This is a genomic window from Shewanella maritima, assembly GCF_043643735.1.
Taxonomy (GTDB): Bacteria; Pseudomonadota; Gammaproteobacteria; order Enterobacterales; family Shewanellaceae; genus Shewanella; species Shewanella maritima_A.
Genome location: NZ_JBHZSM010000003.1, coordinates 365,295 through 392,278, shown reverse-complemented (window position 1 = coordinate 392,278; position 26,984 = coordinate 365,295). Strand labels below are relative to the sequence as shown.

20 protein-coding genes and 1 tRNA gene are annotated in these 26,984 nt (G+C 41.9%); 11 read left to right on the top strand and 10 right to left on the bottom strand.

Annotated features, from left to right (window positions below; all coding sequences use genetic code 11):
- Positions 1–77 (top strand) — tRNA-Met (locus ACHUGF_RS05935).
- Between the two features lie 342 nt (positions 78–419).
- Here ACHUGF_RS05935 and ACHUGF_RS05930 read toward each other — a convergent pair.
- The 6 genes from ACHUGF_RS05930 to prmB all read right to left on the bottom strand — a co-directional run bounded on the left by ACHUGF_RS05930 (position 420) and on the right by prmB (position 5,693).
- Entirely contained in the window at positions 420–962 is a 543-nt protein-coding gene (locus tag ACHUGF_RS05930) for an RNA methyltransferase (protein ID WP_394129851.1), read from the bottom strand.
- A gap of 25 nt (positions 963–987) precedes the next feature.
- A complete protein-coding gene (locus tag ACHUGF_RS05925; protein ID WP_394129850.1) occupies positions 988–1,266 on the bottom strand; it encodes a YfcL family protein in 279 nt (92 codons plus the stop codon).
- A gap of 2 nt (positions 1,267–1,268) precedes the next feature.
- Positions 1,269–2,393, bottom strand: coding sequence for an ATP-NAD kinase family protein (locus tag ACHUGF_RS05920; RefSeq protein WP_394129849.1), 1,125 nt, complete (start codon positions 2,391–2,393; stop codon positions 1,269–1,271).
- Between the two features lie 21 nt (positions 2,394–2,414).
- Positions 2,415–3,578, bottom strand: coding sequence for an MFS transporter (locus tag ACHUGF_RS05915; protein ID WP_394129848.1), 1,164 nt, complete (start codon positions 3,576–3,578; stop codon positions 2,415–2,417).
- A complete protein-coding gene (gene aroC / locus ACHUGF_RS05910) occupies positions 3,579–4,673 on the bottom strand; it encodes a chorismate synthase (RefSeq protein ID WP_394129847.1) in 1,095 nt (364 codons plus the stop codon).
- A 75-nt stretch (positions 4,674–4,748) separates the two neighbouring features.
- The gene (gene prmB, locus ACHUGF_RS05905) at positions 4,749–5,693 is read right to left on the bottom strand and encodes a 50S ribosomal protein L3 N(5)-glutamine methyltransferase (protein ID WP_394129846.1); all 945 of its coding nucleotides are present in this window, start codon (positions 5,691–5,693) and stop codon (positions 4,749–4,751) included.
- A 79-nt stretch (positions 5,694–5,772) separates the two neighbouring features.
- On the opposite strand from prmB, the gene smrB reads away from it, so the two are divergent.
- The gene (smrB, locus tag ACHUGF_RS05900; protein WP_394129845.1) at positions 5,773–6,300 is read left to right on the top strand and encodes an endonuclease SmrB; all 528 of its coding nucleotides are present in this window, start codon (positions 5,773–5,775) and stop codon (positions 6,298–6,300) included.
- Between the two features lie 259 nt (positions 6,301–6,559).
- Here the strand turns inward: smrB and sixA are convergent, their stop codons facing one another.
- The gene (sixA, locus tag ACHUGF_RS05895) at positions 6,560–7,030 is read right to left on the bottom strand and encodes a phosphohistidine phosphatase SixA (RefSeq protein WP_394129844.1); all 471 of its coding nucleotides are present in this window, start codon (positions 7,028–7,030) and stop codon (positions 6,560–6,562) included.
- Between the two features lie 167 nt (positions 7,031–7,197).
- Between sixA and ACHUGF_RS05890 the strand changes: the two genes are divergently transcribed.
- The 3 genes from ACHUGF_RS05890 (at position 7,198) to ACHUGF_RS05880 (ending at position 15,405) form a co-directional block, all read left to right on the top strand.
- Positions 7,198–9,987 (top strand): insulinase family protein, encoded by a 2,790-nt coding sequence (locus ACHUGF_RS05890; RefSeq protein ID WP_394129843.1) that lies wholly within the window; start codon positions 7,198–7,200, stop codon positions 9,985–9,987.
- Between the two features lie 264 nt (positions 9,988–10,251).
- The gene (locus tag ACHUGF_RS05885) at positions 10,252–14,544 is read left to right on the top strand and encodes an EAL domain-containing protein (RefSeq protein ID WP_394129842.1); all 4,293 of its coding nucleotides are present in this window, start codon (positions 10,252–10,254) and stop codon (positions 14,542–14,544) included.
- Positions 14,545–14,652: 108 nt separating this feature from the next.
- Complete coding sequence (locus ACHUGF_RS05880; RefSeq protein WP_394129841.1) at positions 14,653–15,405, top strand: hypothetical protein; 753 nt, start codon at positions 14,653–14,655, stop codon at positions 15,403–15,405.
- Between the two features lie 199 nt (positions 15,406–15,604).
- On the opposite strand, the gene ACHUGF_RS05875 is transcribed toward ACHUGF_RS05880, so the two are convergent.
- From ACHUGF_RS05875 to fadI, 3 genes are all read right to left on the bottom strand, one after another.
- A complete protein-coding gene (locus ACHUGF_RS05875; RefSeq protein ID WP_394129871.1) occupies positions 15,605–15,793 on the bottom strand; it encodes a hypothetical protein in 189 nt (62 codons plus the stop codon).
- Between the two features lie 362 nt (positions 15,794–16,155).
- Positions 16,156–18,285, bottom strand: coding sequence for a fatty acid oxidation complex subunit alpha FadJ (fadJ, locus tag ACHUGF_RS05870; RefSeq protein ID WP_394129840.1), 2,130 nt, complete (start codon positions 18,283–18,285; stop codon positions 16,156–16,158).
- Between the two features lie 6 nt (positions 18,286–18,291).
- Positions 18,292–19,602: an acetyl-CoA C-acyltransferase FadI gene (fadI, locus tag ACHUGF_RS05865; RefSeq protein WP_394129839.1), complete on the bottom strand. Its 1,311-nt coding sequence runs from the start codon at positions 19,600–19,602 to the stop codon at positions 18,292–18,294.
- A 253-nt stretch (positions 19,603–19,855) separates the two neighbouring features.
- Here fadI and ACHUGF_RS05860 point away from each other — a divergent pair, with 253 nt between their 5' ends.
- From ACHUGF_RS05860 to ACHUGF_RS05835, 6 genes are read left to right on the top strand one after another with little or no spacing between them, the layout of a single operon-like run.
- Positions 19,856–20,812 (top strand): AAA family ATPase, encoded by a 957-nt coding sequence (locus ACHUGF_RS05860; RefSeq protein ID WP_394129838.1) that lies wholly within the window; start codon positions 19,856–19,858, stop codon positions 20,810–20,812.
- A 6-nt stretch (positions 20,813–20,818) separates the two neighbouring features.
- On the top strand, positions 20,819–21,751 hold the full coding sequence (locus ACHUGF_RS05855; protein ID WP_394129837.1) for a DUF58 domain-containing protein: 933 nt from the start codon (positions 20,819–20,821) through the stop codon (positions 21,749–21,751).
- Positions 21,751–22,239 (top strand): DUF4381 domain-containing protein, encoded by a 489-nt coding sequence (locus tag ACHUGF_RS05850; RefSeq protein WP_394129836.1) that lies wholly within the window; start codon positions 21,751–21,753, stop codon positions 22,237–22,239. The genes ACHUGF_RS05855 and ACHUGF_RS05850 overlap by 1 nt, the downstream gene beginning before the upstream one ends.
- Complete coding sequence (locus ACHUGF_RS05845; protein ID WP_394129835.1) at positions 22,236–23,249, top strand: vWA domain-containing protein; 1,014 nt, start codon at positions 22,236–22,238, stop codon at positions 23,247–23,249. The genes ACHUGF_RS05850 and ACHUGF_RS05845 overlap by 4 nt, the downstream gene beginning before the upstream one ends.
- Positions 23,246–25,312 carry a VWA domain-containing protein gene (locus tag ACHUGF_RS05840; protein WP_394129834.1) on the top strand — a complete coding sequence of 689 codons (2,067 nt, stop codon included), beginning with the start codon at positions 23,246–23,248 and terminating at the stop codon, positions 25,310–25,312. The genes ACHUGF_RS05845 and ACHUGF_RS05840 overlap by 4 nt, the downstream gene beginning before the upstream one ends.
- Entirely contained in the window at positions 25,306–26,937 is a 1,632-nt protein-coding gene (locus ACHUGF_RS05835) for a BatD family protein (protein ID WP_394129833.1), read from the top strand. The genes ACHUGF_RS05840 and ACHUGF_RS05835 overlap by 7 nt, the downstream gene beginning before the upstream one ends.
- Positions 26,938–26,984: the final 47 nt, after the last annotated feature.

Genomic DNA, 26,984 nt, shown 5'->3' with positions numbered 1-26,984 from the left:
CGCGGGATGGAGCAGTTTGGTAGCTCGTCGGGCTCATAACCCGAAGGTCGTCGGTTCAAATCCGGCTCCCGCAACCACTTTCCCCTTTTATATTCTTTTTTAAACTTCCAAAATAATCTTTTAGCCCTACGCTGATTCTTTATTGGTTAATCCTATTGTAGTGATTTTTGTGCTGACTATTCTGCTATTCTAATTCTACACTTATGTATGGTATGCCTATAGCATTAGACATCATGCTGAGCAGTAGCTTGAGGTGAAAGAGCTAAGAGGAAAGAACTGAGAAGGCACCAGAGCAGTGAATACAAAAGTGAAACTGCACTGCCAGCGCCCTAGTTAAAACAGAATAGTTGATTAGGAAGTAGCTAAAAGCCATCACTCAGTGCCTAATTAAAGATACAGTCACACCATAAATACTCGAGTTATCTGCTTTTTACCGATGTACGGTTATTATTGTCACGACTCTGCTTGATGAGCTCATCACTGGTCTGCATTGAAGACTTTGCTAACCTATCGTATAAAAGCACATTTACGGATGCGGCAAGGTTCATACACCCCACTGTCGGGACATACACAACTGAGTCAGAAGCATCGATGATATGTTGCGGAATAGTGCCATCCTCGGGGCCGAACACATAAAAGGCATGTTCGGGGTGAGTAAACTCAGGTAACGGCGTGGCACCAACGACTAAATCGACACACACAACTTTTGCACCTTTTGGCACAGATGCTAGTAAGTCTTCAGTTTTAACTTGCGGAATAACGGCTGCTACATTTTGAGTGTCGACTTCAAACTGTCGACCAGCACGTTTAGCGTATTCATATCGATTACCAGTGTAAAAAACACCTTCAACACGATAACAACCCGATGCACGCATCACACCATCTACATTAGACAATGTTTTAGGGTTAACTAACCCGATATATGCCGGGTTAGTTGGATTATCATTGGCTTGGCTCACCATCTGACCTCAATGAAGCAAATATAAATTAAGCAGCGACAGCAACTAAACGCTGACGCAATTGCTGCCAAGCCTGCTCAACTAACTGAAAATCCTGCGACTCTAACTCTTCGTCCGCAAGTGAAAGGCAGTGCTGCATTTTCTCATCCATTGATGCGATATCATGATTAGACTCAGACTCTAACTCAGCCAGTACAACAGCCACATGGCCTTGTAAGTAACCGCTGGCAAACAATGCATCATCATCGCCATTGGTTACAATCTCTTCAATCCATGATTCAAGAGTTACATCAAACTTATCTAACATATTTACTCCGCCAGCTCTGGGTTAGCTACCTGATACATTACATAATCATGATAGCCAGTAATAATGGGGTAATAGCCACTTAAGGCATAATCTAATTCAGGGTCGCCACTATCCACAATTAACGGGCGTCCTTCAAGTGCTTTTAGCTTAGTTTTGGTGGCAACAATGAAAATATTTTCCTTTCCGACCGCGCGGATCACATCAGGAGACAATTGCTGATTTCCTCGCCCCAAAATATGACCTTGACCACCAATCAAAGTTATCACCAGTTTTGTGTCTGGTAATTGTGCAAATTTGAGCAGTTCAGAAGCGGTGACATCTTGAGCGACAATCTGTTGCTGCTGAATAACATCCACACCCAATAGGGTATTTTCACAGCCAATATCATCCATTATTGCAGCAACCGTACTGCCCGAACCCATGATAAAACACTCATCATCCATACGCTCAATCACATCAGCAGCAAGATCGGCAAGTACAAGTTCATCAACTTCTTTGCCACCCATCTTAACGGCTTGCACATATCTAGGCTCTGCAGGGACTTGCATTTCACCATACCGTTTCGCTTTCACCGTACCTTGGCGAAATGCATTTTCATCAATGTCCATCACATCTGCAGTCATGAGCGAAACCAACTCTCCTTGCAATAACATATTCACCACGATGCCAGATGCTTTCGGGGTTATGCCATAAACACCAGAATGAATTTTTACACCGGCTGGCACACCTAATACAACTTGATGCTCATCGACTACGGAATAAACATCACGAGCTGTACCGTCCCCACCAGCAAACAGTAATAAATCGAGTTGAGAGTCAAGGAGGCGTTTAACGGCTTTATGAGTATCTTCTGCACATGTCTTATCGTCTGGTTGATATACAACATCAACATCAAAGCCCATATCTTTAGCTAAATCCTCGCCCATTTGCCCGCCACAGGTGAGCACCTTAATATGGCTTTTGTTGGCAAGAACAACCTCTAGCGCCTGTTTCATTCTGAGCTGTGCTTTAGGCTCTGCCCCGCGAGAAATAGCTTCATCGGCGACACCATCAGAACCTTTTAACCCAACACTACCGCCTAAACCAGCAAGCGGATTTATCACTAAACCTAAGCGAAACGGCTTCACGACTGTCCTCTCTCAAAGATGTTATTGTTTTTTTGACTGCATATTCGGAATCAAATATACCAGTAATGCAGAGACAACTGCACACACAGCAGCAAATACCCAGATCATATATGCCGAACTGCCATCTCCCCAAATAATACCACTAATCCAAGTGCCAAGCGCTCCACCTACGCCGAAGCTGAGGCTGGCATACAGGGCTTGTCCACGGCTGCGGTGTTCAAGAGCAAAGTGGCTATGGATAAATTGAATAGAAACTGCATGAGTAAGACCAAATGTAAATGCATGCAGTGTTTGGCTAACAACAAGTAGCGTTATACTTTCAGGTTGATATGCTAAACAAAGCCAACGAACAGCTGTCAAAACTGTGCTGAAAATTAACAATGTTTTCAAGCCAAATCTAGCAATCAGTCTAGAGGCATACATAAAAATGAAAATTTCAGCCATCACCCCCAGTGCAACCATGACACCTGCAATGGTCTCAGAGTAGCCAACCTGTTTTAAATACAGGACAAAAAAGCCATAAAATGGGCCAACACTCATTTGAAGCAACAACGCTGATAACAAGAACAAAACGATAGATTTATCAAAAGTCAGTGGAATTCGCTGCTCTTTTGGCACAACAGCAACACGGTTTGACGGTAAACTGGCGGCACACATCGCAAGCGATATGAACATCACAATGCCGATATATGGAAGAACTTGTGCACCAAATTGATCAATCGCAGCCCCTGCCCCAATGACCATTACAATATAGCCAACACTCCCCCAACTGCGGATACTGCCATACTGGTGAGCCTTGTCAGCTAAACGCTCTAAAGTAACCACTTCAAGCTGCGCTAATATAGCATTCCAAAAGAAAGTATAAATCACTAAGCTAATTGCTAAGTAAGTAAAGCTTCCTTCATAGAAAAAGCTAACAAATGAGATAGCTGCAACAAATGCACCGAACTTGATGAGTTCTGCTCGCATACCCGTTCTGTCGGCCACCCATGCCCAGAGGTTAGGCGCAATAATCCGAGTACCAAGTACAATTGCTAGCAGCAGGCCAATCTCCTGAGGATTGAAACCTCTTGATTCAAAGAAGACGCCTAAATAAGGGACTAATAAGCCGAGAATGGCAAAAAAGAAAAAGTAACAAGCCTTGAGCCAAGACAACTTTGGCTCAAGGCTAGAGATAAGGGGCATTTACCGCATACCAATAATCGGGGTGGTGGAATTAACATCTTGATTCTGCGCACGATGACGCAGTAGATGATCCATTAATACAATGGCTAACATCGCTTCGGCAATTGGCACAGCACGTATTCCAACACAAGGATCATGGCGACCTTTAGTGACAACATCAGCCACTTCGCCTTGAACTGTCATACTCTTCCCTGGCACACTAATACTTGAAGTCGGTTTCAACGCCATGTGCGCAACAATTGGCTGACCAGAAGAAATCCCGCCTAGTACACCACCAGCATGATTCGACTCAAATCCTTGTGGAGACATTAAATCGCGACCTTGCGACCCTTTTTGCTCAACAACAGCAAAGCCATCGCCAATTTCAACACCTTTAACCGCGTTAATCCCCATTAATGCATGGGCAATATCTGCATCAAGTCGGTCAAACACCGGCTCACCGAGTCCAACAGGGACGTTAGTCGCAACAACAGACACTTTAGCACCTACGGAGTCACCTGATTTTTTTAGCTCACGCATGTATTCATCTAACGCGTCTAGCTTAGTTGCATCAGGAAAGAAGAATGCATTGGTTTCAACCTGTTCAAAATCTACTGTTTCCGCAGCAATGGGGCCAAGCTGTGATAAGTAACCTTTTATTTCAATACCGTAAACAGATTTTAAGTATTTCTTCGCAACGGCACCTGCAGCCACTCGCATTGCTGTTTCTCTGGCTGAAGATCGGCCACCACCTCGATAATCTCGAAGCCCATATTTTTGCTGGTAGGTATAATCAGCGTGGCCTGGTCTGAACAAATCTTTGATATTGGAATAGTCTTGGCTACGTTGGTCGGTATTTTCAATCAGTAGACCAATTGAAGTACCTGTGGTTTTACCTTCAAACACACCAGATAAAATTTTAACTTCGTCGGCTTCACGTCTTGCTGTGGTATAACGTGATGTACCTGGGCGACGTCTATCTAAATCCTGTTGCATATCTTCAACTGACAACTCGACACCTGGCGGACAACCATCAATGATACACCCTAATGCGACGCCATGACTTTCTCCGAAAGTGGTCACCACGAAATTTTGACCAATACTATTTCCTGACATGAGTTCGAAAAACCTCTAAAGATATGAAAGAAGGTGTAATGCTACACTATTACACCTAGCAGTTACAATTAAGCCCTACTCTGAGTCTTTATAAATTGCAAATAATGACTCATTTTCAAGTAATTGGTCACGGGTTAATACGAATACACCGTCGCCACCAAACTCAAATTCAACCCAGGTAAATGGTACGTCAGGGAATTGCTGCATGAGGTGAACCATTGAATTACCCACCTCAACGACCAAAACACCGTCTTCAGTTAAGTAATCCGCTGCATTTGCTAAAATGCGCTTAGTTAAATCTAATCCGTCTCGACCTGAAGCCAAACCTAATTCAGGCTCGTGATGATACTCTTCAGGCATGTCGCTAATGTCTTCTTCATCAACGTACGGAGGGTTAGATACAATTAAGTCGTACTGCGGCCCTTTTGGGATATTAGAAAAAATATCAGATTGAATTGGGAAAACTCTATCCATCACCCCAAGAGATTCAATATTGATTTGAGCGACCTCTAAAGCATCTTCACTGATATCCAAGGCATCAACTTCAGCATCTTCAAATGCATAGGCGCACGCAATGGCAATACAGCCACTACCCGTACACAAGTCCATCACTCGGTTAACTTGTTTATTGTATAACCAAGGACTGAATTGGTTGTTAATCATTTCAGCAATTGGCGATCTAGGGACGAGCACTCGCTCATCAACGTAGAAATCTAACCCTGCAAATCGCGCTTTATTGGTTAAATACGGTACAGGTAAGCGCTCACGAACACGGCGTATAATCAGCTCAACAATTTTATGCTTTTCACTGCTCGTTAAGTTGCTCAGTAATACTTGTTGACCAATTTCTTCAGGTAGGTGCAATGCATGAAAAACCAAAGAAATAGCTTCATCCCACGCATTATCGGTGCCGTGACCATAATAAATATCTGCATCATTAAAACGGCTTACCGCCCAACGCAACATATCGCCAATGGTTCTAAGCTCTGTCACAGCTTCATCTACAAATATTTTATCCAAAACACACTCCTGAAAATTGGTTCGCGCCCATTGTAACTGATGTCTACCATGAAGACCTAGAATTCCATATAATATCCAGATGAAAGATGATAAAAACCAAGATATTTCGGACTTTAGCGCCCTATTTGATGATGTAAAACCATTAAATCAACGTGCACACCACTTTAAGCAGCCGGTAAAAGTTAAGCAAAGTGTTGAGCTGAACGCGCAAAAGGTACATGCAGATACTTATTTCTCAGATTTATATCAACCACTGTTACCCACTAGTGGGCCAATGAAGTGGATCAATGAAGGTGTGGATAAGCTAGAGCTGAAGAGGTTACGCCGTGGCGACTATGTGCCAGACCTGTTACTCGACTTACATGGCATGCGCCAGTCACAGGCAAAACTTGAAATCGTCGCCCTAATTCAAGCCAGTATTAAACAACAAAGCCTATGTTGCTGTGTCATGCATGGCTATGGCACTGGCATTTTGAAGCAACAAGTCCCCATGTGGCTAGCTCAACATCCAAATGTTAAAGCCTTTCATCAAGCTCCCAAAGAATGGGGTGGTGATGCTGCACTGTTAGTATTAATCGACATTGGCGAGCAACCACACCGTCGTTAGCTATAGCTCAGAAAGACTAAGTTTAAGCAACATTCACAGTATCAAAAACAAAAAGCCAGTAAGTAGTCACTTACTGGCTTTTGTGCTTTATTCAGGCTAAAAAGAACATCGTCTTTAGAATTAAGATGTTTATGAAAAGAGTAGCTTAGCGAGTGTCCTACACCCCTATTCCAACATAATGTAGTTATTCCAAGTCTTTAGCTTCAATACCCCAGTCTAAATAATTAAAATCCTTTCTAGCATCGTGATCTACAGATAGCTAAGCAACAGACTGCGGCGTATTCATTGCAACAAAACTAACCTGCTCTGCATGTTTATCAAGTTGAGCAATGGCTGATGTCGCAAAAATTGGCGGCTCGACAGTCTTATCCAATTCATTAACCATGTAACCAACCACAGGCATGTGAGTAATCACTAACACTGTATCCGCATAATATTCCTCGGCATAAGCAAGAATTGCATCGGTTGCAGTTTGAGGTGAGCCATTAGGAGTAATGTCATCTAACGTCACTAATTTACGAGGTTCAGGTAAGTGCTTACTGACTTCCTGCCACGTCTGTTGCGCACGAAGGTAAGGGCTAACAATGACTAGGTCGATTTGGCCGATGTTCATTGTTAACCAATTTGCCATTTTGCGAGTGTGATACCGCCCACTGTCAGTTAATTTTCTTTCTCTATCAGAAGGCGCATCGAAACTGGCTTCACCGTGACGCATTAAAAATAGCTGCATACTTCTCTCGCTAGCAATATTTGTTTTGTTATTGGTTAATTGTATCGTTAATTGATGAGACAAAACACTGACAATCATTATTCTTTAGTCGATAATCACATGAGTTATTTGCTAAAAACCTAGAAGCAGATCAATATATAGTGAGATTTAAATTGTGGAGCCACTCATTGTCTGATTTTCCACCAATCATAAAAAGCCCCAATGATCACCGTCAGTATCAATACTTACGTTTAACTAATGAACTAAGAGTATTGTTAGTCGAGGATAATCAAACTCACCAAGCTGCAGCTTCAATGGCTGTCGGCGTGGGTCACTTTGATGATCCTGTTGAAAGACCAGGCATGGCACACTTTCTTGAACATATGCTATTTTTGGGCACAGACAAATTTCCTGATTCTGGCGAATACAATGCATTTATTAATCAACATGGGGGCAATAACAACGCATGGACTGGCACTGAACATACTAACTTCTTTTACAGTATTGATGCTGACGCATTCGAAGAGTCACTGGATAGATTCAGTCAATTTTTCATTGCGCCCAAATTTGATCTTGAATTGGTTGATAGAGAACGCCAAGCCATTGAGTCTGAATATAGCTTAAAGCTTAAAGATGATATTCGACGCATTTATCAGGTTCAAAAAGCTTCAATAAATCAGCGACACCCTTTTTCAAAGTTTTCTGTTGGCAACTTAAAAACGCTAGCGGGAGATCAGCAGCAAATTCGCGCTGAACTGCTGGCATTTTATCAGCAACATTACAGCGCGAATATTATGACGTTATGCTTGGTTGCCCCTCAACCAATCTCTGAGCTAACCCAATTAGCTGAGAAATATTTTTCAGGAATTATCAATAGAAATATTAGCAAGCAATATCCTGATCAGCCTTTTCTCACTAAGCAGCAAAAGTGCCAGCAGGTCGACATTATTCCTCTGAAAGAGCAACGTCGAATTGCTATCAGTTTTGATTTGCCTGGTATTGATCAGTTTTATCAACGAAAACCGCTGACGTTTATTAGCCACCTATTGGGAAATGAAGGGCCGGGTAGTTTATTAGCCTATTTAAAACAACAAAACCTTGCCAGTAATTTGTCTGCTGGAGGCGGTGTCAATGGCTATAACTTTAAAGATTACACCGTAAATATTCAATTAACAGAGTATGGCCTAACTCAAGTCGATGACATTATAAAATGTGTATTTGAATACATTACTTTAATCCAAAAAAATGGCCTCGAAGACTGGCGATACCGAGAAAGAGCCAGTTTGCTGGAAACCTCATTTCGCTTTCAAGAACAAATAAAAGTGCTCGACTTAGCCTCGCATTTAAGTATCAACATGCATCATTATGAGGTTCAGGATACGGTTTACGGCGACTACCGTATGGATAACTTAGATGTTGATGAGGCCGATTTTTTACTGCAACACTTCAACGTCGAAAACATGCGTTTGCAATTAGTCTGTCCTGAGTTATCAGTCGACCAGTATGCTGACTGGTATAACACACCGTTCAAAATAAGCTCAATTAGTCAGATTAGGATGGCAAGTTGGCGAGATAATTCTGTTCGAGAAGCGCTTTCCTTACCACTTAAGAATCCATTCATTGTTGAAAATCCACAACAAAGAACCGATGAAGCCGTCAGCAATGTGCCTGTTATCGTGACTGAGGGGAAAGGCTACCGAATTTGGCATAAAAAAGATGATGAGTTTAATGTCCCTAAAGGGCACTTATTTCTCTCACTCGATTCACAATGTGCGAGTAAAACGCCACGTCATGCAGCACTGACTCGCCTTTATGTCGAAATGGTCATCGATTACTTGAGCGAATCTACTTACCAAGCTGAAGTCGCAGGGCTTTACTACAATATTTACCCTCACCAAGGGGGAATTACCCTGCACATTACCGGTTTCAGTGGCAATCAAGAAACCTTGCTAGCACTCATTATCAATAAAGCGAGAGAGCGCAATTTCTCTCAAAAACGCTTTGAGGTAATTAAGAAGCAAATATTAAGAAGCTGGAATAATGCAGCACAAGCAAAGCCAATTTCACAATTATTTTCAAGTTTAACTGTCACATTACAAAAGCGCAGTTATGAACCAGTAAGAATGGCTGAAGAGTTAGAATCTGTCACCATTAACGACTTACATAATCATGTCAGTGAGTTCTATGAGAAAATTTATTTAGAGGGGCTTGTTTATGGTGATTGGTTGATTAGCGAAGCTCAAGCTCTAGGTAGACGATTAGAATTATTACTATCGCTAGTGACTAAGCCTAGTGGTGAATCCTCAAGAGAATTGGTGGACTTACGTGATAGAGGAACCTTGCTCAGAGAAAAACAAGTCAACCATCAAGACAGTGCAATCATCGTCTATTATCAATCGGCTGAAACAACACCTGATAGAATGGCGTTGTTTAGCTTACTTAATCACACCATGTCATCGAACTTTTTCCATGAGTTGAGAACCCAACAACAGCTGGGGTACATGGTAGGAACAGGCTACCTCCCCTTAAACCGCCACCCGGGCATTATTTTCTATATACAATCACCGAGTGCAGGACCAAGAAAGTTACTCGAAGCTATTGACGAATTCATTGCTGATTTTAGCTATGCCGTGATGCAAATCACCAATGAGCAATGGGAGGTCACAAAGCAAGGTTTGGTCAATCAAGTAATGGAGCAAGATGCCAACATAAAAACTCGCAGCCAACGATATTGGGTCAGTTTAGGCAATAGAGATTATGAGTTTAATCAAAGGGAACTGGTTGCAGCTGAAATTTCCAAGCTTACGCGAGCTGATCTAATTAAATTTATGATGAAGCACATGCGCAGTAAAAACAGTAATCGCTTAGTGCTCTTCAATAATGGCGATACCCATACAGATCAAATCCCCTTAATATCAGACAATATGATTGAAGATTTGAAACAATTTAAAACCGACGCCATAAAATTTGAGTTTTAGCGCGCTGTTTTTGTAAAACAGTAGAATTTACAACTTATCGCTAATCTTACGGTATAAAATAGATAATTATCTGGCATATATGCGATATACCGTATTATTTCGTCTACAATTAAACCGTACGTACCACCTTAAGGTGAAAAAGCTGTCTAAATTTCTATCACTTAGGGTTAAATTGGGTAACATATTTTTGACAAGTATGTTGCTTTCTGAAAAAGTATATCTTTTACAATTTAGATCGGTATTACCACTAAAAGTACCCATTTTATGCCTAAATTATCGCTGTATGCTTTGTTTCTTTGCTTAACATTGATTAGCTTCTCCTCCGCTGCTGGTTTCAGTACCGAGTCTTCCACAAGTCAATTTGATATCGCATTAAATTATGACTCTTATTCCGTCGCTGATGGATTATCGCAAAATACCGTTTCGAGCTTTGCAGAAGATAAAAGTGGCTATATTTGGGTTGGTACAGTAAATGGCCTAAATCGATTTGATGGTAATGAATTTAAGCATTTTCACGCAGACCAAGACAACGGGTTACCAAGTTCGTTTGTGAGAAACCTACTGGTAGATAAAGATGAATCGCTCCTAGTTGGCACAGATAAGGGGTTGGTAAGATTTATACCACAAACAGAAAGCTTTGAAACCACTCAGTTTCAAGCTTATATAGGCAACAAAGCTATTTGGTCTCTAAGTCAATTTGACAATTTCCTGTATATTGGCATGAACAATGAGATGATCGTTGTCGATACAAATAAAAACCAGGTAGTTTCAGTTGTAAATGACAAATCCCTAAAAGAAATAAAAAAGGTAGTTAAAAGCCATAATTATATATATATAAGAAATTATGACGGGGAACTATTTCTACATTCAAATAATATTATAACAAAGGTACTAGATCAGACCAATGACATTTCAAATTTTGAAGATGACTTCGTAGTATCGACTAGTGAAGGTCTTTTTAAAATATATAGAGGGGAATTAACAAAACTATCAGAAACTGTATTTTACAACTTCAACACCCCTACAACCTCAAATACTTTAATAGGCGTAACTAGCCAGGAAATATTTAAAATCCTATCCAATTACAAAATAAATAAAGTTGGAAGAACAAGTGTAAATTTACAAAAGTCACGTGCTCTATATTTATCAAAAAACGAAAGCAAAATATTAGCATCAAATATTGAAGATGGATTTATTTCCATTTCCACTATAAATAATTTAGTAAAAAGAGTTAAACCAGAGCTCAACAATATTTGGTCAATATCTAAAGATGATGAATATGTATATATAGCAACAAATGAAAGCAATATAAAAAAATATGATAAAACTTTAAACCTAATTGAAACGTACCCGTTTTCAAATAATGAAGGTCCCAAGTACATCACTGTTATAAATGAGAACTTGTATTTAGGGGATCATAGCGGCTTATTCCTTATGAATAATGGAGTTCAAGAGAAGATATCAGATGACTACATTACTCATTTAAAAACTGAAGGTGATAAAGTTATTGCAGGTACGTTCCTAGGTGACATTCTGGAGTATAGTGACTCTAAAAAAACGTTATCCCGCTTTCAAACCAACCTTAATTACCCAATTTATGATTCACTTCTAATTGGTGAAGACAGGTGGATAGCTTCCCAACTTGGTGTCTACCTCATTAACAATAATGATATAAAAACAATTTTTGACAAAGAAATAACTTTGAGCCTTTCATACTCTAATGGGGACATTTTCTTCGGGACAACAAAGTCACTATACAGTGTAAGTAGTTCAAGACCATCAGTAGTAAAACAAGTTTTTAACAACAATAAAGCGATTTATTCCACACAACATATAGACTCATTTTTTATTACTGCTTCGGCTTATGAAGTAAATATAATTAGCTTAATAAATAATTCACATATTAGATTAACAGAAGAAAATGGTGTTCTAGCGGACTACAACATAAGGTCTTTACTCTCAATTGGAGAGCAAATATTATTTGGCGGCACCACAGGCCTTAGCCTCATTGATATTAATGAGGTTCTATCTGAATTAAACGAACAGAAATCGATTAAAACAAACTTGAAAGAGCTACTACTTTTTAACACTCCTGTTGATGTTGGCTCAGAGATCCTAAAAACGACACTAAATACCCAAGATAGCATTAAACTAAAATATTCTGATTACCCTTTCACAATCAAATTTAGCTCTGTTGGACGAACTTATAAAACAACAGATTTTTACTATATTTTAAAAGGGTTAGATGAAGAGTGGATCCCAGCTAAAGGCAATAACTCTGCAACCTATACTAATTTATCGTCAGGTGAATATACGTTCAGCATATATGCCGTTGATTTATTAACGGGTCAAAAGGGCGAGGTTCGAAACCTGACCATCATAATCACTCCCCCATGGTGGGCATCCACAAATGCTCTTGTAGTTTATGGATTTGCAATAATTCTTATTTCTTACTTGATATTCAGAGCCCTATTACGTCGAAGACAAGTCCAAAAACAAATAGCCATGAGTGAAGAGCGGCTAAAACTTTCCCTTTGGGGAAGTGGTGATGAAATGTGGGACTGGGATATTGAATCAGGTGAAATTTACCGCTCAAACATTTGGGGCACACTCGACTTTCCTCGTGATGGTAGACGTTCAGGTAAAGATGGCGAACAAAGCAATATTCACCCCTTAGATCAAGACAGAGTTCAAAAAGCACTAAATGACCATTTTGAAGGACTCACTGACCACTTTGAGATCGCATACCGAGTCAAAGGTAGAGATCCTGATTGGGTTTGGATATTGGACAGAGCTAAAATTGTTGAGCGTGATCAAAAAGAGCTCCCTCTGCGTATGACGGGAACAATTAAAAACATCAACAAAATTAAGCAAGCAGAAGAGCAATTAAGGCTATTTGCTCGTGCAATTGAAAATATTTCAGAAGGAATGTTTATACTCGATGAAAAGTATCAGTTTGTTGAGGTAAATGAAGCATGTTGTGAAATATCGGCAATGACACGAGAAAAATTCAATGGTGAACTATTAGAGTTTAATCGTTACCCGAAAGCATATTCTGAACAGATTCGTTCACTACTGAAACAGCATGGTCGCTGGACTGGTGAGGTTGAGGCTAATCGTGGTGATGGTACCTTTTTCTTAATGGAGCTCACCATTGATACTATCTACAATGAGCAAGGTGGCACTAGCCATTATGTTGGTGTGTTCTCCGATATCACCCGTCGTAAACAGCAAGAAGAAGAATTACGCAAACTGACCAATAATGACTTACTTACAGGGCTACCTAACCGTTCTAGTTTACAAGTAACGCTAAGTAACCTCGTCAAAAAAGATATACACCATACCTTGATGGTGCTTGATGTTGATAACTTTAAACGTATTAATGATTCTTTAGGCCATCAAGTGGGTGATGATTTATTAATAGGCGTTGCAGACCGAATCAAGATGTCAATTCCCCCGCACGCCAGCTTGTATCGTCTAGGCGGTGATGAATTTGCTCTTCTTATTGATCAAATGCCTGATATTGGCTCTTGTGCAGCCATTGCCTCAAAAATTATCCAATCTTTATCACCATCATTTGAAATAGATTGCGAATCGCTAGTTCTAGGGATAAGTATTGGTATCGTGCTTTATCCTGAAGATGAGCAAAATGAACAGGCATTGTTGAGAAAAGCAGATATTGCTATGTACCATGCTAAATCAGCGGGTGGCAACCGTTACCAATTCTATTCAGAGTCTCTAAATCAGAATGCCTTAAAGCAATTAGAGGTTGAAAACTTAATCCGTGAAGCCCTCAAAGAAGACTATTTTGAGGTATATTACCAGCCTAAAGTCGACGTTAAAAATGATTGCTTAGCTGGTATGGAAGCCCTGGTAAGACTCAATCATCCAACTCTTGGCATTATCGCGCCTAATGATTTCATACCATTAGCTGAAGAAAATGGTCTTATTGTCGAGATTGGTGATGTTGTGCTTAGAAAAGCCTGTTTCTCAGCTCATAAATGGCTTGAACAAGGCATTTTCAGTGGTCGTGTGGCTGTTAACTTATCTTCACGACAATTTGCCCTACCTGATCTCAAGCAGCGTATTGAATCTATATTACAACTAACTAAGTTACCCCCACATCACTTAGAGCTAGAAATCACAGAAGGAACTGTCATTAAAAATCCGGAAAATGCGATTAAAGTCATGCAACAACTATCAAAAATGGGGGTTAGCCTTGCATTAGATGACTTTGGTACCGGTTATTCATCATTATCTTATTTAAAGCGTTTCCCAATCAACTGTTTAAAAATTGACAAGAGTTTTGTAGACGATATTGATAAATCTGACCGTGACTTAAAAATGGTTGATTCGATCATCACTATAGCCCATAACATGGGGCTTTCAGTTGTGGGGGAAGGTGTCGAACAAACCGCACAACTGAACATATTGAAAGCACTTAACTGTGAAGAAATACAAGGGTATATTTATAGTAAACCGATACCTGAGAAAGACTTTTCAAAATTATTAATTACAGACACAAAAATGAAACACTCCAGAAAGCAACATAAATAAGACATTTGTTACTAACATTTTACAGGTTGGCACAACTTCTGCTTATTACTCTTTAAGTTGTCAAAAAAACGTTTTGACATAAATTACAACTAATAGAGAGATAAGAAGATGCTTAAAGGAATTATTGCAGCTGCAATCATCACAAGTTTTGCTAACCCTGTTTCAGCTTTCAACGATAATGCAATGAACATGGATGTTTATAAGTCACTCACTCAAAGTTCACCAATATCTGAATTAGAACATTCACAGCTCGATAGTCAACTAACTGCAGGTGGGATCCCACACATCAAAGTGTTAGACACCCAAGTAGCTGGTGGCATTCCACATATCAAAGTACTCGACACCCAAGTAGCAGGCGGCATTCCACACATCAAAGTATTAGATACCCAAGTAGCTGGTGGCATTCCACATATCAAAGTACTCGACACCCAAGTGGCCGGCGGCATTCCACACATAAAAGTATTAGATACCCAAGTAGCTGGTGGCATTCCACACATCAAAGTACTCGACACCCAAGTGGCTGGCGGCATTCCACACATCAAAGTGCTAGACACCCAAGTGGCTGGCGGCATTCCACACATCAAAGTATTAGACACCCAAGTGGCTGGCGGCATTCCACACATCAAAGTATTAGATACCCAAGTAGCTGGTGGTATTCCACACATCAAAGTACTCGACACCCAAGTGGCTGGCGGCATCCCACACATCAAAGTGCTAGACACCCAAGTAGCTGGTGGTATTCCACACATCAAAGTATTAGACATCCAAGTGGCTGGTGGTATTCCACACATCAAAGTATTAGATACCCAAGTAGCTGGTGGTATTCCACACATCAAAGTATTAGAAACTCAAACAGCTTAACTCAGGAGGGGAAACTTATGTTTAATTCATTAAAAATAGCACTAGGATTAGCAAAGCCTGCTCGTAAAAAAGTACAACTTCCTGAAGGTCTACTTCATCTTGAAGTGGTAAAAGCCAAAGCCTGGTGGAAGTAAGCTCTAATGTAATATGCATTAAAAAAGGAGCCCTAAGGCTCCTTTTTTTGTTCGCTATACAACAATTAAAAACGTCTAATAGCTTCATATCGCTCTAACGTCTTACCATTAGCATAGCGTTTGTGAGTATTGAATAATGGGTAAGCTAACGGGCCTAATACCATACCTGTTACTGCCCATCGTTTGACCGCTAACCCTTCTTTAAAGGCTGCTAAACCAAACATATAGCCACAAGCTAACCATGCGGCACACATTACAACTACTTCAAATTGAAAAACCACTGAAACCTCATACTTCTTCAGTTACTGCCAAACTTTTACGTTGTATCAAGACTTACATCATACCTTGTACAAGGTCTACTCATGCCGCTAATACATAGCCAACAAATCTTAGTTACAGAAAACCTCTAGTGCATGGCTATTCTACTGTGTATTCCTGACGAAATACTGACGCAATACTAGCCCAAAGCATTACATTTGCGCAGAATATACACTAAACAATGACAAATATCGATTAAAAATCAGGCAAAAGTATTCCCAAGCGTCAAAAAAAAGCGGCATGTGATTGCCGCTTTTTTAACACTTTTTAGATTTTAATACTTTTCAATGAGTATCTTTTAGCTTTTCTTATAAAAAGTTTCGCCCTTTTCAGCCATTTGCTTCAAATATTCTGCTGGCTCAAAACGCTCACCGTACAGCTTTTGATAACTTTCTAAAGTACTGACTAAATTAGCCGCGCCTAGTGAGTCAATATACTTAAATGGACCGCCCAAAAATGGTGGGAAGCCAATACCGAAAATTGCGCCAATATCACCATCTCGTGGTGAAGCGATAATACTTTCTTCCAAACACCTTACCGCTTCATTTAGCATTTGCACCACACAGCGCTCGGCGACATCTTTAATTGGTTTGTCAGATGCTGTGCTAATACCTAACACGCCATAAACAGATTCATCAACTAACTTTGCTTTCTTAGCCTTGGCGCCATACTGATAAAAACCTTTACCATTTTTACGGCCTTTACGATCGTCAGCTAATAGTTGATCAAATGCTTTCGGTGCACTAAAACGTGACCCTAATTCTTTTTCTAGAATGGGTGAAATCTTCGCGCCTACATCAATACCTACTTCATCTAGCAGCGTCATAGGTCCCACAGGGAAACCAAACTTAACCAGAGCCTTATCAAGGTTCTCAACACGCTGGCCTTCTAACAACCACTGAGCAGCTTCATTCATATAAAGCGCGAGAATACGGTTAACATAGAAACCAGCACCATCTTGAACAACAATAGGTGTTTTACCTTGTTTACGGGCAAATGCCACTGTCGTTGCAATCGTTTCTGGCAAAGTTTTCTTATGTGCTATGACTTCTACCAGCGGCATTTTTTCCACTGGTGAGAAATAATGAAGACCAATTACATTTTCAGGACGACTAGCCGCCTCTGCAATTTGTCCAATTGGGAGTGATGAAGTATTAGAGGCAAAAATGGTGTTTTCACCGCATTCACGTTCAACATCTTTCACCATCTGATGTTTCAAATCTAAGTCTTCAAAAACAGCCTCAACTACAATATCTGCATCTTTAATGCCTTTATATTCTGTTGTGGTGGTCATTAAAGCCATCAATCCATCACGAGCGGCGGGTGTCATATGACGACGCTTTACACCTTTGGCTAGCAACTTATATGCGTAAGATAGCGCATTGCTTAAGCCTTGCTCAGAAATATCTTTTACACGTACAGGAATTTTCGCCTTCGTCGTGGTCACAGACGCAATACCGCCACCCATTAGTCCACCACCTAATACCATCGCTTTGTTTACTTCTCTTGGCTCAACACCTTCAGCGCCCGTTTCTTTTTTCATCTCTGTGGTGGCAAAAAAGATACTACGCAGAGATTCAGACTCTTTCGACATCACCAAGTTAGCAAAATGGCTCGCTTCAATCTCAAGCCCTTTAGTGATCCCTTTATTTAACCCTTGGCGAACACAGTCAATGATTTTATTCGGCGCAGGGTAATTGCCTTGAGTTTTTTTCTGAACTTGTTTTGCAGCCTGATTAAACACGATATCTCGAGTAAATGAGGTTGACTCAAGCACCTTGTTCATCAGCGTTGGCTTAATTTTGCGCGCTGCTTTCTTGCCTTTATGGGCAATTTGAATTGCGGTTTCAAGTAAGATTGATTGCGGCACCATATCGTCAACCAGCCCCATTTTTAAGGCTTGTTTTGGACGGATTTGCTTACCCGTCAGCATCATATCTAATGCAGTTGTTACACCGACCAATCGAGGTAAACGTTGCGTACCACCGCCACCAGGTAATAAACCTAATTGCACTTCTGGCACGCCCATAATTGTTTTCTTGCTATCACTACATACGCGTAAGTGACATGCCAACGCGAGTTCTAAACCACCACCTAAACATGCGCCATGAATAGCTGCCACCACAGGAATAGATAAGTTGGCCAATTCATTGAAAACCACATGCCCTTGTTGTGAAAGTGTCTTAGCAGCTTCTTCACTTGTACATGCATCCAACATAGTGATATCTGCACCAGCGACAAAAGAATCAGACTTACCCGACACAATCACTAGGCCAGTAATGCTTGAGTCTTGTTTAACTTCAGCCAAAATCTCACTGATCTCAGGGCCAAACTCAGCCTTGAGGGTATTCATGGTTTCGCCTGGAACATCCATTGATAAAATGGCAATACCATCTTCACGGCGACTTAATTCAAATGTTTTTTCCATGTTCTATTACTCCACTTCCACAATCATTGCAGCGCCTAAACCACCAGCAGCACACGCCGTTGTTAACCCTGTACCACCACCACGACGCTTCAACTCACGACATAATTGGGTAATTAATCGGGTGCCGGTTGCAGCAAAGGGATGACCGTAAGCAAGCGAGCCACCTAATACATTGAATTTATCCATGTCAATTTCACCAATTGCACGGCTGCGACCTAATTTTTCTTCAGCAAACTTTTTCGAAGCAAACATCTTCACATTTGAAAGCGCTTGAGCAGCAAATGCCTCATGCATTTCAATTAAGGTTAAGTCCTCAAGCTCCATACCTGCACGTTTCAGTGCCATCGGAGTCGCATAAGAAGGCCCCATCAACATGTCTTCCCACACATCAATTGCCGAGAATGCATAACTCTTAATGTAACCAATCGGGTCATAACCTAAAGCCTTAGCTTTACCTTCACTCATTAGCAATACCGCAGATGCACCATCAGTTAACGGCGTACTGTTCGCTGCAGTCACACTACCGTGCTTACGATCAAAAGCAGGACGCAGTTTGGCATATGACTCAAGAACAGAATTTTCACGGATATTATTATCACGCTCGATAAACTGCTTATAAGGCGGTACATGACATGTCATGACTTCACCAGCCAAATGGCCTGAATTCCATGTTTCAGTCGCCAGCGAATGAGAACGATGTGCCATAGCATCTTGTTCAGCACGTGTAATGCCATGGGTCTTAGCCATTTGCTCTGCTGTTTGTCCCATAGATAAACCGGTTGAATATTCAGCAACAGCTGGCGGAACTGGAAGTAAATCTTTTAAGCCTAAACGTCTGGCAATGGCAAACTTTTGTTGGAAGGTACGCGCTTTGTTTAAGTCGACCAGTGCTCTGGCCAGCTTTTCTGATACACCAATAGGTAAAACAGATGAAGAGTCAGCACCACCAGCAATACCGATATCAATATTACCGGTCATGATTGACTCAGCTACATTAACGGTTGATTGAAAGCTGGTTGCACAAGCACGGGTGACACTATAAGCATCAGTGAAGACATCCATACCAGTACCCAGTACAATTTCACGGGCAATATTGGGGGCTTTCGGCATTTGAACTACTTGGCCATATACCAACTGCTCAATTAACTTAGGGTCAAGCTCCGAGCGAGATAGCAACTCGTTGACAACCATTTTGCCCATATCGAGGGCTGATACACCATGAAAAGCTGTCGCCTGTTTGGCAAAAGGAGTACGCAAACCCGCGACAATCGCAATTCGCTCTCCCTTGGCATTTGTTACTTGCTGTCTATCACTCATTGGTCACCCTCTTGTTTTATGAGCCCGTCTTCAACGAACCGAAAATATCCATTTCTGCCTAACCTATGCTGGTCAGACCATTAAAGTGTGATCTGATTCTAACTTTTTATTTGTGAGTTTTAAACACCCGTTTACAAGAAACTGTCCAAGCTTCAGTTAAAAACTGTTAATCCTACTAGCCAAAACCCAATAGAATTCATAACATAGGGGCTCATTTTGCGTTATGTAATCACACTAAATACGAGTATTTTTAATGCCATTAAGTCGTTTCCACTCACTGAGAGAATACTTAGATAAGGTTGTGCTTGGCCAACCTGTATTAACTGAAAACCTGCTCATTGCATTAATCGCGGACGGGCATTTATTAGTAGAAGGCCCGCCAGGCTTAGCAAAAACTCGTGCAGTCAAAGCATTATGTGATGGCATTCAGGGGGACTTTCACCGTATTCAGTTCACCCCAGACTTACTGCCAGCCGATTTAACCGGCACAGACATTTACCGTCAGCAAACAGGCAACTTTGAATTTGAAGCAGGGCCTATTTTCCATAATTTAATTTTGGCTGACGAAATTAACCGTGCCCCAGCTAAAGTACAATCGGCTTTATTAGAGGCGATGGCCGAAGGCCAGGTAACTGTTGGTAAAAACAGTTACCCTTTGCCGCCATTATTCTTAGTGATGGCAACCCAAAACCCATTAGAGAATGAAGGGACTTATCCTTTACCTGAAGCGCAGCTTGACCGCTTTTTAATGCATTTGAACCTTGATTACCCAAGCGCCGAAACAGAGTTTGAGATTTTACGACAATCAAGAACTGAGGCGAAAACGCAACAATTGCCGACCATGGAGCCTATCTCTCAGGCAGACATTTTTGCCGCCAGAGAACAAGCACTTGATATATATCTAGCTGAGCCACTTGAGAAATACATTGTCGAAATAATCATGGCCACGCGACAGCCCCAAAAATACAGTGATGAATTAGCATCTTGGTTAGAATACGGCGTTAGCCCGCGTGCAACTATTTCGCTTGAACGTTGTGCCCGTGCTCGCGCATGGGTACATAACCGTGATTTTGTCTCACCTGAAGATGTGCAAGCAGTGGCTGGAAATGTATTAAGGCATCGACTGTTGCTCAGTTACCAAGCACAAGCCGAAGGTATTAATGCCGAACATGTCATTAACCATATTCTTAGCTTAGTCGCGGTACCTTAAAAACCAATGGCCGCAAGAGAAAAATTACCGCTATTCAGTAACGGTGTTAAATTAACTGACAAAGAGTTGATTGCCTGCCAAGCATTGGCCAAGGCAATTCCAGATGTTCGTTCCCGCGCTAGAGCCTCTCTTTCAGGGCACAGAAATAGCCTAATTAAAGGTCGAGGCATGGAGTTTGCTGAAGTTCGCCATTATCAAAATGGCGACGATGTACGCACCATTGATTGGCGTGTGACGGCAAGAACAGGGGTAGCACATACCAAGCTTTTTGTTGAAGAACGTGAGCGCCCTATTCTATTACTGGTTGATTTGAGTCATAGCCTCTATTTTGGTTCGCAGTTATTAATGCAATCTGTGCAAGCTTGCCATTTAGCCGCGACGCTAGGCTGGAGTGCCATTGGCAACTCAGACCGAATTGGCGGCGTCATAGCCAGTGAAACAACCCATTTAGAACTTAAACCACGCAGCCGTCATCAAGGTATTTTACAATTAACCTCGGGGTTAATAGATGTTCACAATAAACAGTTAGAACACTTCGATACCCTAGATAAAGACCCAAATCACCTGATTAAGGCTTGCCAGCGCTTACAACGGTTAGCAAAACCTGGATCATTAATCTGGATAATAACTGATGGGCAGCAATTTAATGACCAATGCATTGCGCCGCTAACTGAATTATCTCGTCACTGTGACCTTGGCGCGTTTGTGATAACCGACCCCATTCGTCAAGGCACGATGGATTTACCAAAGCAATTTTCGCTGCCTGTGAAAGATGGCAACAAAAAACTCATGCTAACGCGTCAAAGTTATGAGTTTTGGCTCGCCTCTCAGCAGGCTAAACAACAGCAGTTTATCGATCTCATGAGTACATTTAGAGTTCAACCTCGCTTTATTGATGCCGCACTGCCATTAAGCCAACAACTAGAGCGATTACGCTAATGATGTCAGCCCCATCACCATTGGATCAAATGCACGACATAGTGTTGCCACCACAGGTCCATCAACTTCCTATCGCCCCTGGTTACTGGGTTATGTTAATCCTTGTCCTAGCAACATTATTGTGGTTGTTCAGCCGTTGGCGTAAAGCCAAGCAGTACCATCAACCAAGAAAACAAGCGCTACTGCTACTAGAGCAATTACCGAATAATTCCCAGAATTTGGCCATCGACATTAATAGCTTATTTAAACGGACTGCAATGAGTTATCTCCCTCGAGCTCAGATAGCACACCTCGATGGCGATGCATGGACACAGTGGCTAGAGTTACGCTTACCCAAGCAAGAGCAAGGAAAGCTTGCTCCCTTGCTAGCGCTTAGGTATAGCGCCACACCATTAACTGAACCACAGCAACAGCAACTAACTCACCTTGCTCGCTTATGGCTGAATAGCACCATCCGTTTTGACGCTCCTCACAAGGAGGTCGCATGATAACGTTTGCATGGTTATGGATATTAATCCTACTGCCGCTCCCTTTTCTCATTAAATCAAAGCATAAGGCAGTCCAAACGGGCCATTTGTCATTACCTGGTATTGAAGGCAATGATGCTATTGAGCAAGGACATCAATCCCAGCAATCAAGAAAACTTCAGTGGTTAATTTGGTTGTTTCTGTTATTCGCATTAACTCGCCCGCAATGGCTAGGCGACCCCATTGAAATCCCTGCTTCAGGTCGTGATTTGATGGTAGCTGTAGACCTTTCTGGCAGTATGCAAATTGAAGATATGCAGGTCAATGGTCAAACGGTTGATCGCTTTACCCTGATCCAACATGTGTTATCCGACTTTATCGAGCGCAGACAAGGTGATCGCATCGGCCTGATTTTATTTGCCGACCACGCCTATCTACAAGCACCATTAACTCAAGATAGACGCTCTGTTGCGACATTCTTAACTGACGCGCAAATTGGTCTAGTGGGTAAACAAACTGCCATTGGTGAAGCGATTGCATTAGCAGTAAAACGCTTTGAAAAAGTAGATGAAAGTAACCGGGTATTAGTGTTACTCACAGATGGTTCCAATAATGCGGGTAACATCGACCCAATGACAGCGACCCGTATTGCCGCTGAGCGAAACATTACCATCTATACCGTGGGTGTCGGCGCGGAAGTACTAGAAAGAAGAACGCTATTTGGTACCGAGAAAGTCAACCCTTCTTACGATCTTGATGAACAGCAATTAATTGATATTTCAGCGCAAACTAATGGGCAATATTTCCGTGCTCGAAACGCAGATGAGTTGGCACAAATCTACCAAAAAATTGACCAACTAGAACCCGTTAGCCGTGACTCATTGAGCTATCTTCCTAAAACGGAGCTATTTTACTGGCCATTAATACTGAGCTTACTATTAAGCTTATATCAGGCTATTTCACCGCATTTAATGATAAGTAGAAAGTCGTTGCAAGACATGATTAACAAAAACCAAAAGGGGCAATCATGATCCACTTTATTCGCCCTGAATGGTTACTTGGCTTAATTCCAGCCATATTCATTTTCATTTTCATGGTTAGGCGCAAACAGCAATCTTCAGCATGGCAACAGTATATTGCGCCGCATTTAAGCCAAGCATTAATAACCTCTGAAACAGAAACACAATCAAAACCTAAGTGGTTGTTATTGTGTTGTTGGGTCATTGCGATTGTTGCACTATCTGGCCCAGCTGTGAGCAAACAACATTTACCTGTTTATGCTAAAGAGAATGGCCGCATCATCGTGTTAGATATGTCGCTCTCTATGTATGCCACAGACCTTACCCCCAATCGTTTATCACATTTAAGATTTAGGGCCACTGACTTAGTCGACTCTTTAACTGATGGCGAAACTGGGCTTATTGCTTATGCAGGCGATGCCTTTACTATCAGTCCACTAACAAGAGATAAAGGCACATTACTGAATCTGTTACCCACATTATCACCAGACATTATGCCTGTAAGAGGCTCTAACGCCGCATCGGCCTTAACCTTAGCCCAAGAGCTATTAGTGCAAGGTGGCCATCAAAGCGGTGATGTCATATTAGTGACAGATGGTATGAGCCCAGCGCAGTTTGATCACGCATATGGCAGTTTAGATCCAAACTTCAGATTGGGGATTTTGGCAATTGGCACTCAGCAAGGCTCACCAATTAAGCTACCTGATGGTCAATTTTTGCGTGATCACCGCAATGAAGTTGTAGTCGCTCGCACCAATATGAACTTATTGTCTAAGCTGGCCAAACATCACAACGGTCAATTGTTCCCGCTCCAAACAGATGGTTCCGATATTAGCGCATTAACCCATTGGCTAAGCACCGATGGCGATACCAGCGAAACAGAATTATCAGGTGAAGACTGGCACGACTTGGGGCCTTATTTAGCCTTGTTACTGTTACTGCCAGTGTTATTGAGTTTCCGACATGGCATCGCAAGCGGCGTGTTAGCCCCCACGTTTATTATCAGCTTAACAAGTGCAAGTCTGTTGATGCCAAACACAGCCCAGGCATTTGGTTGGAATGACTTTTGGTCAACCAAAAACCAACAAGGGGATAAAGCATATCAGCGAGGCGAATACCAACAAGCAGCCAACACTTTTGAAGACGCTCAATGGCAAGCAAGTGCTCAATATAAAGCCGGTGATTATGAACAAGCGTTGAACTTGTTTGAACAAGACTCATCAGCCAATGGTTTCTTTAATCAAGGCAACAGCTTGATGCAGCTGCATCAATTTGAAAAAGCCATTGACAAGTATCAACAAGCTTTATCGTTACAAGCTGATTTCCCGCAAGCAGCTGAAAACCTTGAACTGGCAAAGCAACTGTTGCAGCAGTCGCAGCAACAAGAACAAGAACAAAATCAACAACAAGATCAGAACCAACAACAAGAACAAGAGCAGCAGCCTCAAGATCAAAGTGAGCAAGATAAGCAACAGTCTCAATCTGAAGAGCAGTCTCAATCGCAGCCAAATGAAGATCAGTCAAATGAAGACCAGTCAAGTCAATCTCAGCCAGATGACGGACAACAATCTGGCCAATCTGGCGATGAGCAATCTTCAGAACAGCAATCAGATAGCGAGCAGCAAACCCAAGGTCTGCAACAAGAGCAACAAGGCCAAGGCCAAAGCCAAGATCAGCAGAGCCAACAACAAAGCGATGATGCGGGATCAAACGCTGGCAATAACAGCCAAAGTGACCCCACTAATGAAGCTCAGATGCAAGCGGATGCTCAAAGTGCCGCTGAAGCACAAGCTAATCAACAGCCAAATGAGCAAAGCGAGCAACATGAGGCTACATCACTAAGTCAAAGTGAAGCGCGAAAAGCAGAAGCCCAAACAGATGAAGAGCCTGATAATACCCAAGCTGTTCAAGTTTCACCAACTTCAATGGAACAACAGCCATTGCCCGCTGACATGGAGCGAGCATTGCGCGCGGTCAGTGAAGATCCCCAAGTGCTCATTCGCAATAAGATGCAGCTTGAATATCAAAAACGTCGACAAAACGGCTTATTACCAAAGGACCAACAACAGTGGTAATTCGATTAATTATAAGTGCACTGATCTTTGTATCAGCAATGTTTACCAGTATTTCAGCCCAAGCGGTGAGCCAAGTCGTCGCCAGTGTTGATCGCAACCCCGCTATCATGGGCGAGTACTTTGTACTCACGGTAACCGCAGATGACGACCTTAATGCCGGCGAGTTTAATACGTCGATGCTATTAGCAGACTTCATAGTTGGCAGAACTAGCGTTGGGCGCAGTACCAAAATGGTTAATTTTGATACCACCAAAGAAACTCGATGGCAGGTACTGCTTTCACCTAAATCGACTGGCACGGTAACCATCCCCGCCATTACCATTCAAGGTGCCAGCTCGCAACCAATTAAACTCGAAGTCGCGCCACAAGGTAGCCAAGTTCAAAGCCAGCAATCAGTATTTTTAAAGGCCACAGAATTGGACAATGAAGCTTTTGTCGGTCAGCTCATGACCTACAAAGTCAAACTGTATCTTGCAGTCGAACTACAGCGTGGTGCTATTCACGCCCCTGAAATCGACGGCGCACAAATAAAACAAATCGGTGAAGACAAGGACGGTACTGAAATAGTTAACGGTCGCCGCTTTAGAGTATTAGAGCGTACCTACGGCATCATTGCTGACTTACCCGGTGAGCTTACCATTGAGGGAGCGAGTTTCTCTGGTGATGTACTTGTGGAAGCACCACGCCGTGGCGGTATGTTCGGCTTTAATGAAAGTCGCCCAATGCAAGCCAAAACAGATAAACAAGTGATTAATATCAAACCTGCACCAGCAAGCTTCCAAGGCGACTGGTTAGTTGCTGATATCGTGGTGTTACAAGAAGATTGGGGAGATGAACAACAAGAATACCAAGTCGGTAGCCCTATCACTCGCACCATTAATTTAATTGCGACAGGCAGTGATGATAACAGCATCCCCAATTTTGCTATTCCACTTCCCGATAGCATGAAAGCGTACCCAGAAAAGCCGCAACGCCAATCTTTTGTTCGAAATGGCCAAGTTGTCTCGCAATATCAAATTTCCATGGCAATTGTACCGACTCAAGCAGGCGAATTTACCCTGCCAGAAATCAGTGTGCCATGGTGGAATCCACGTACAAATAAACAAGAATACGCCACGCTGCCCGCGAAACAAATCACCGTTGAGCCCGGCCAAGCAGCGCCAGAGCTAAACCTACAGCCTATCAATACGGTACAAACTGACACAGGCAGATATTGGCCTTGGTTAACCGCTCTTTTTGCAACCTTATGGTTAATGACATTGGGTTTATGGTTAAAGGCGAGAAATAACACCCCAACACCTCAACATGCCAATTCAAATATGGTAGTTAATCAACCCAAAGATGCCATGCTCAGCTTAACCCTAGCATGTAAGCAAAAAGATGTTAGTCAAATACTGCAGCAGTTACAGCTGTACTTTACCCAACTGCATCAAAAACCAATGAACTTAGCTGATATCTCCAAGCTATCGACACAACTCAACGAGGTCATTGCCCAGCTGCAAACAGCCCAATATGCCAAACAAACGTCCTCTATCGATGGTGCGAATGTGATGGCGGTTGTTAAAGCTTATCAGCCTTCTGTCCAAACAAGTCAAAGCCATACTATCGCACCATTAAACCCATAGTTTGTAACCAAATTTACTTGCTAATAACCTCAATGGTTTTAAGCTAT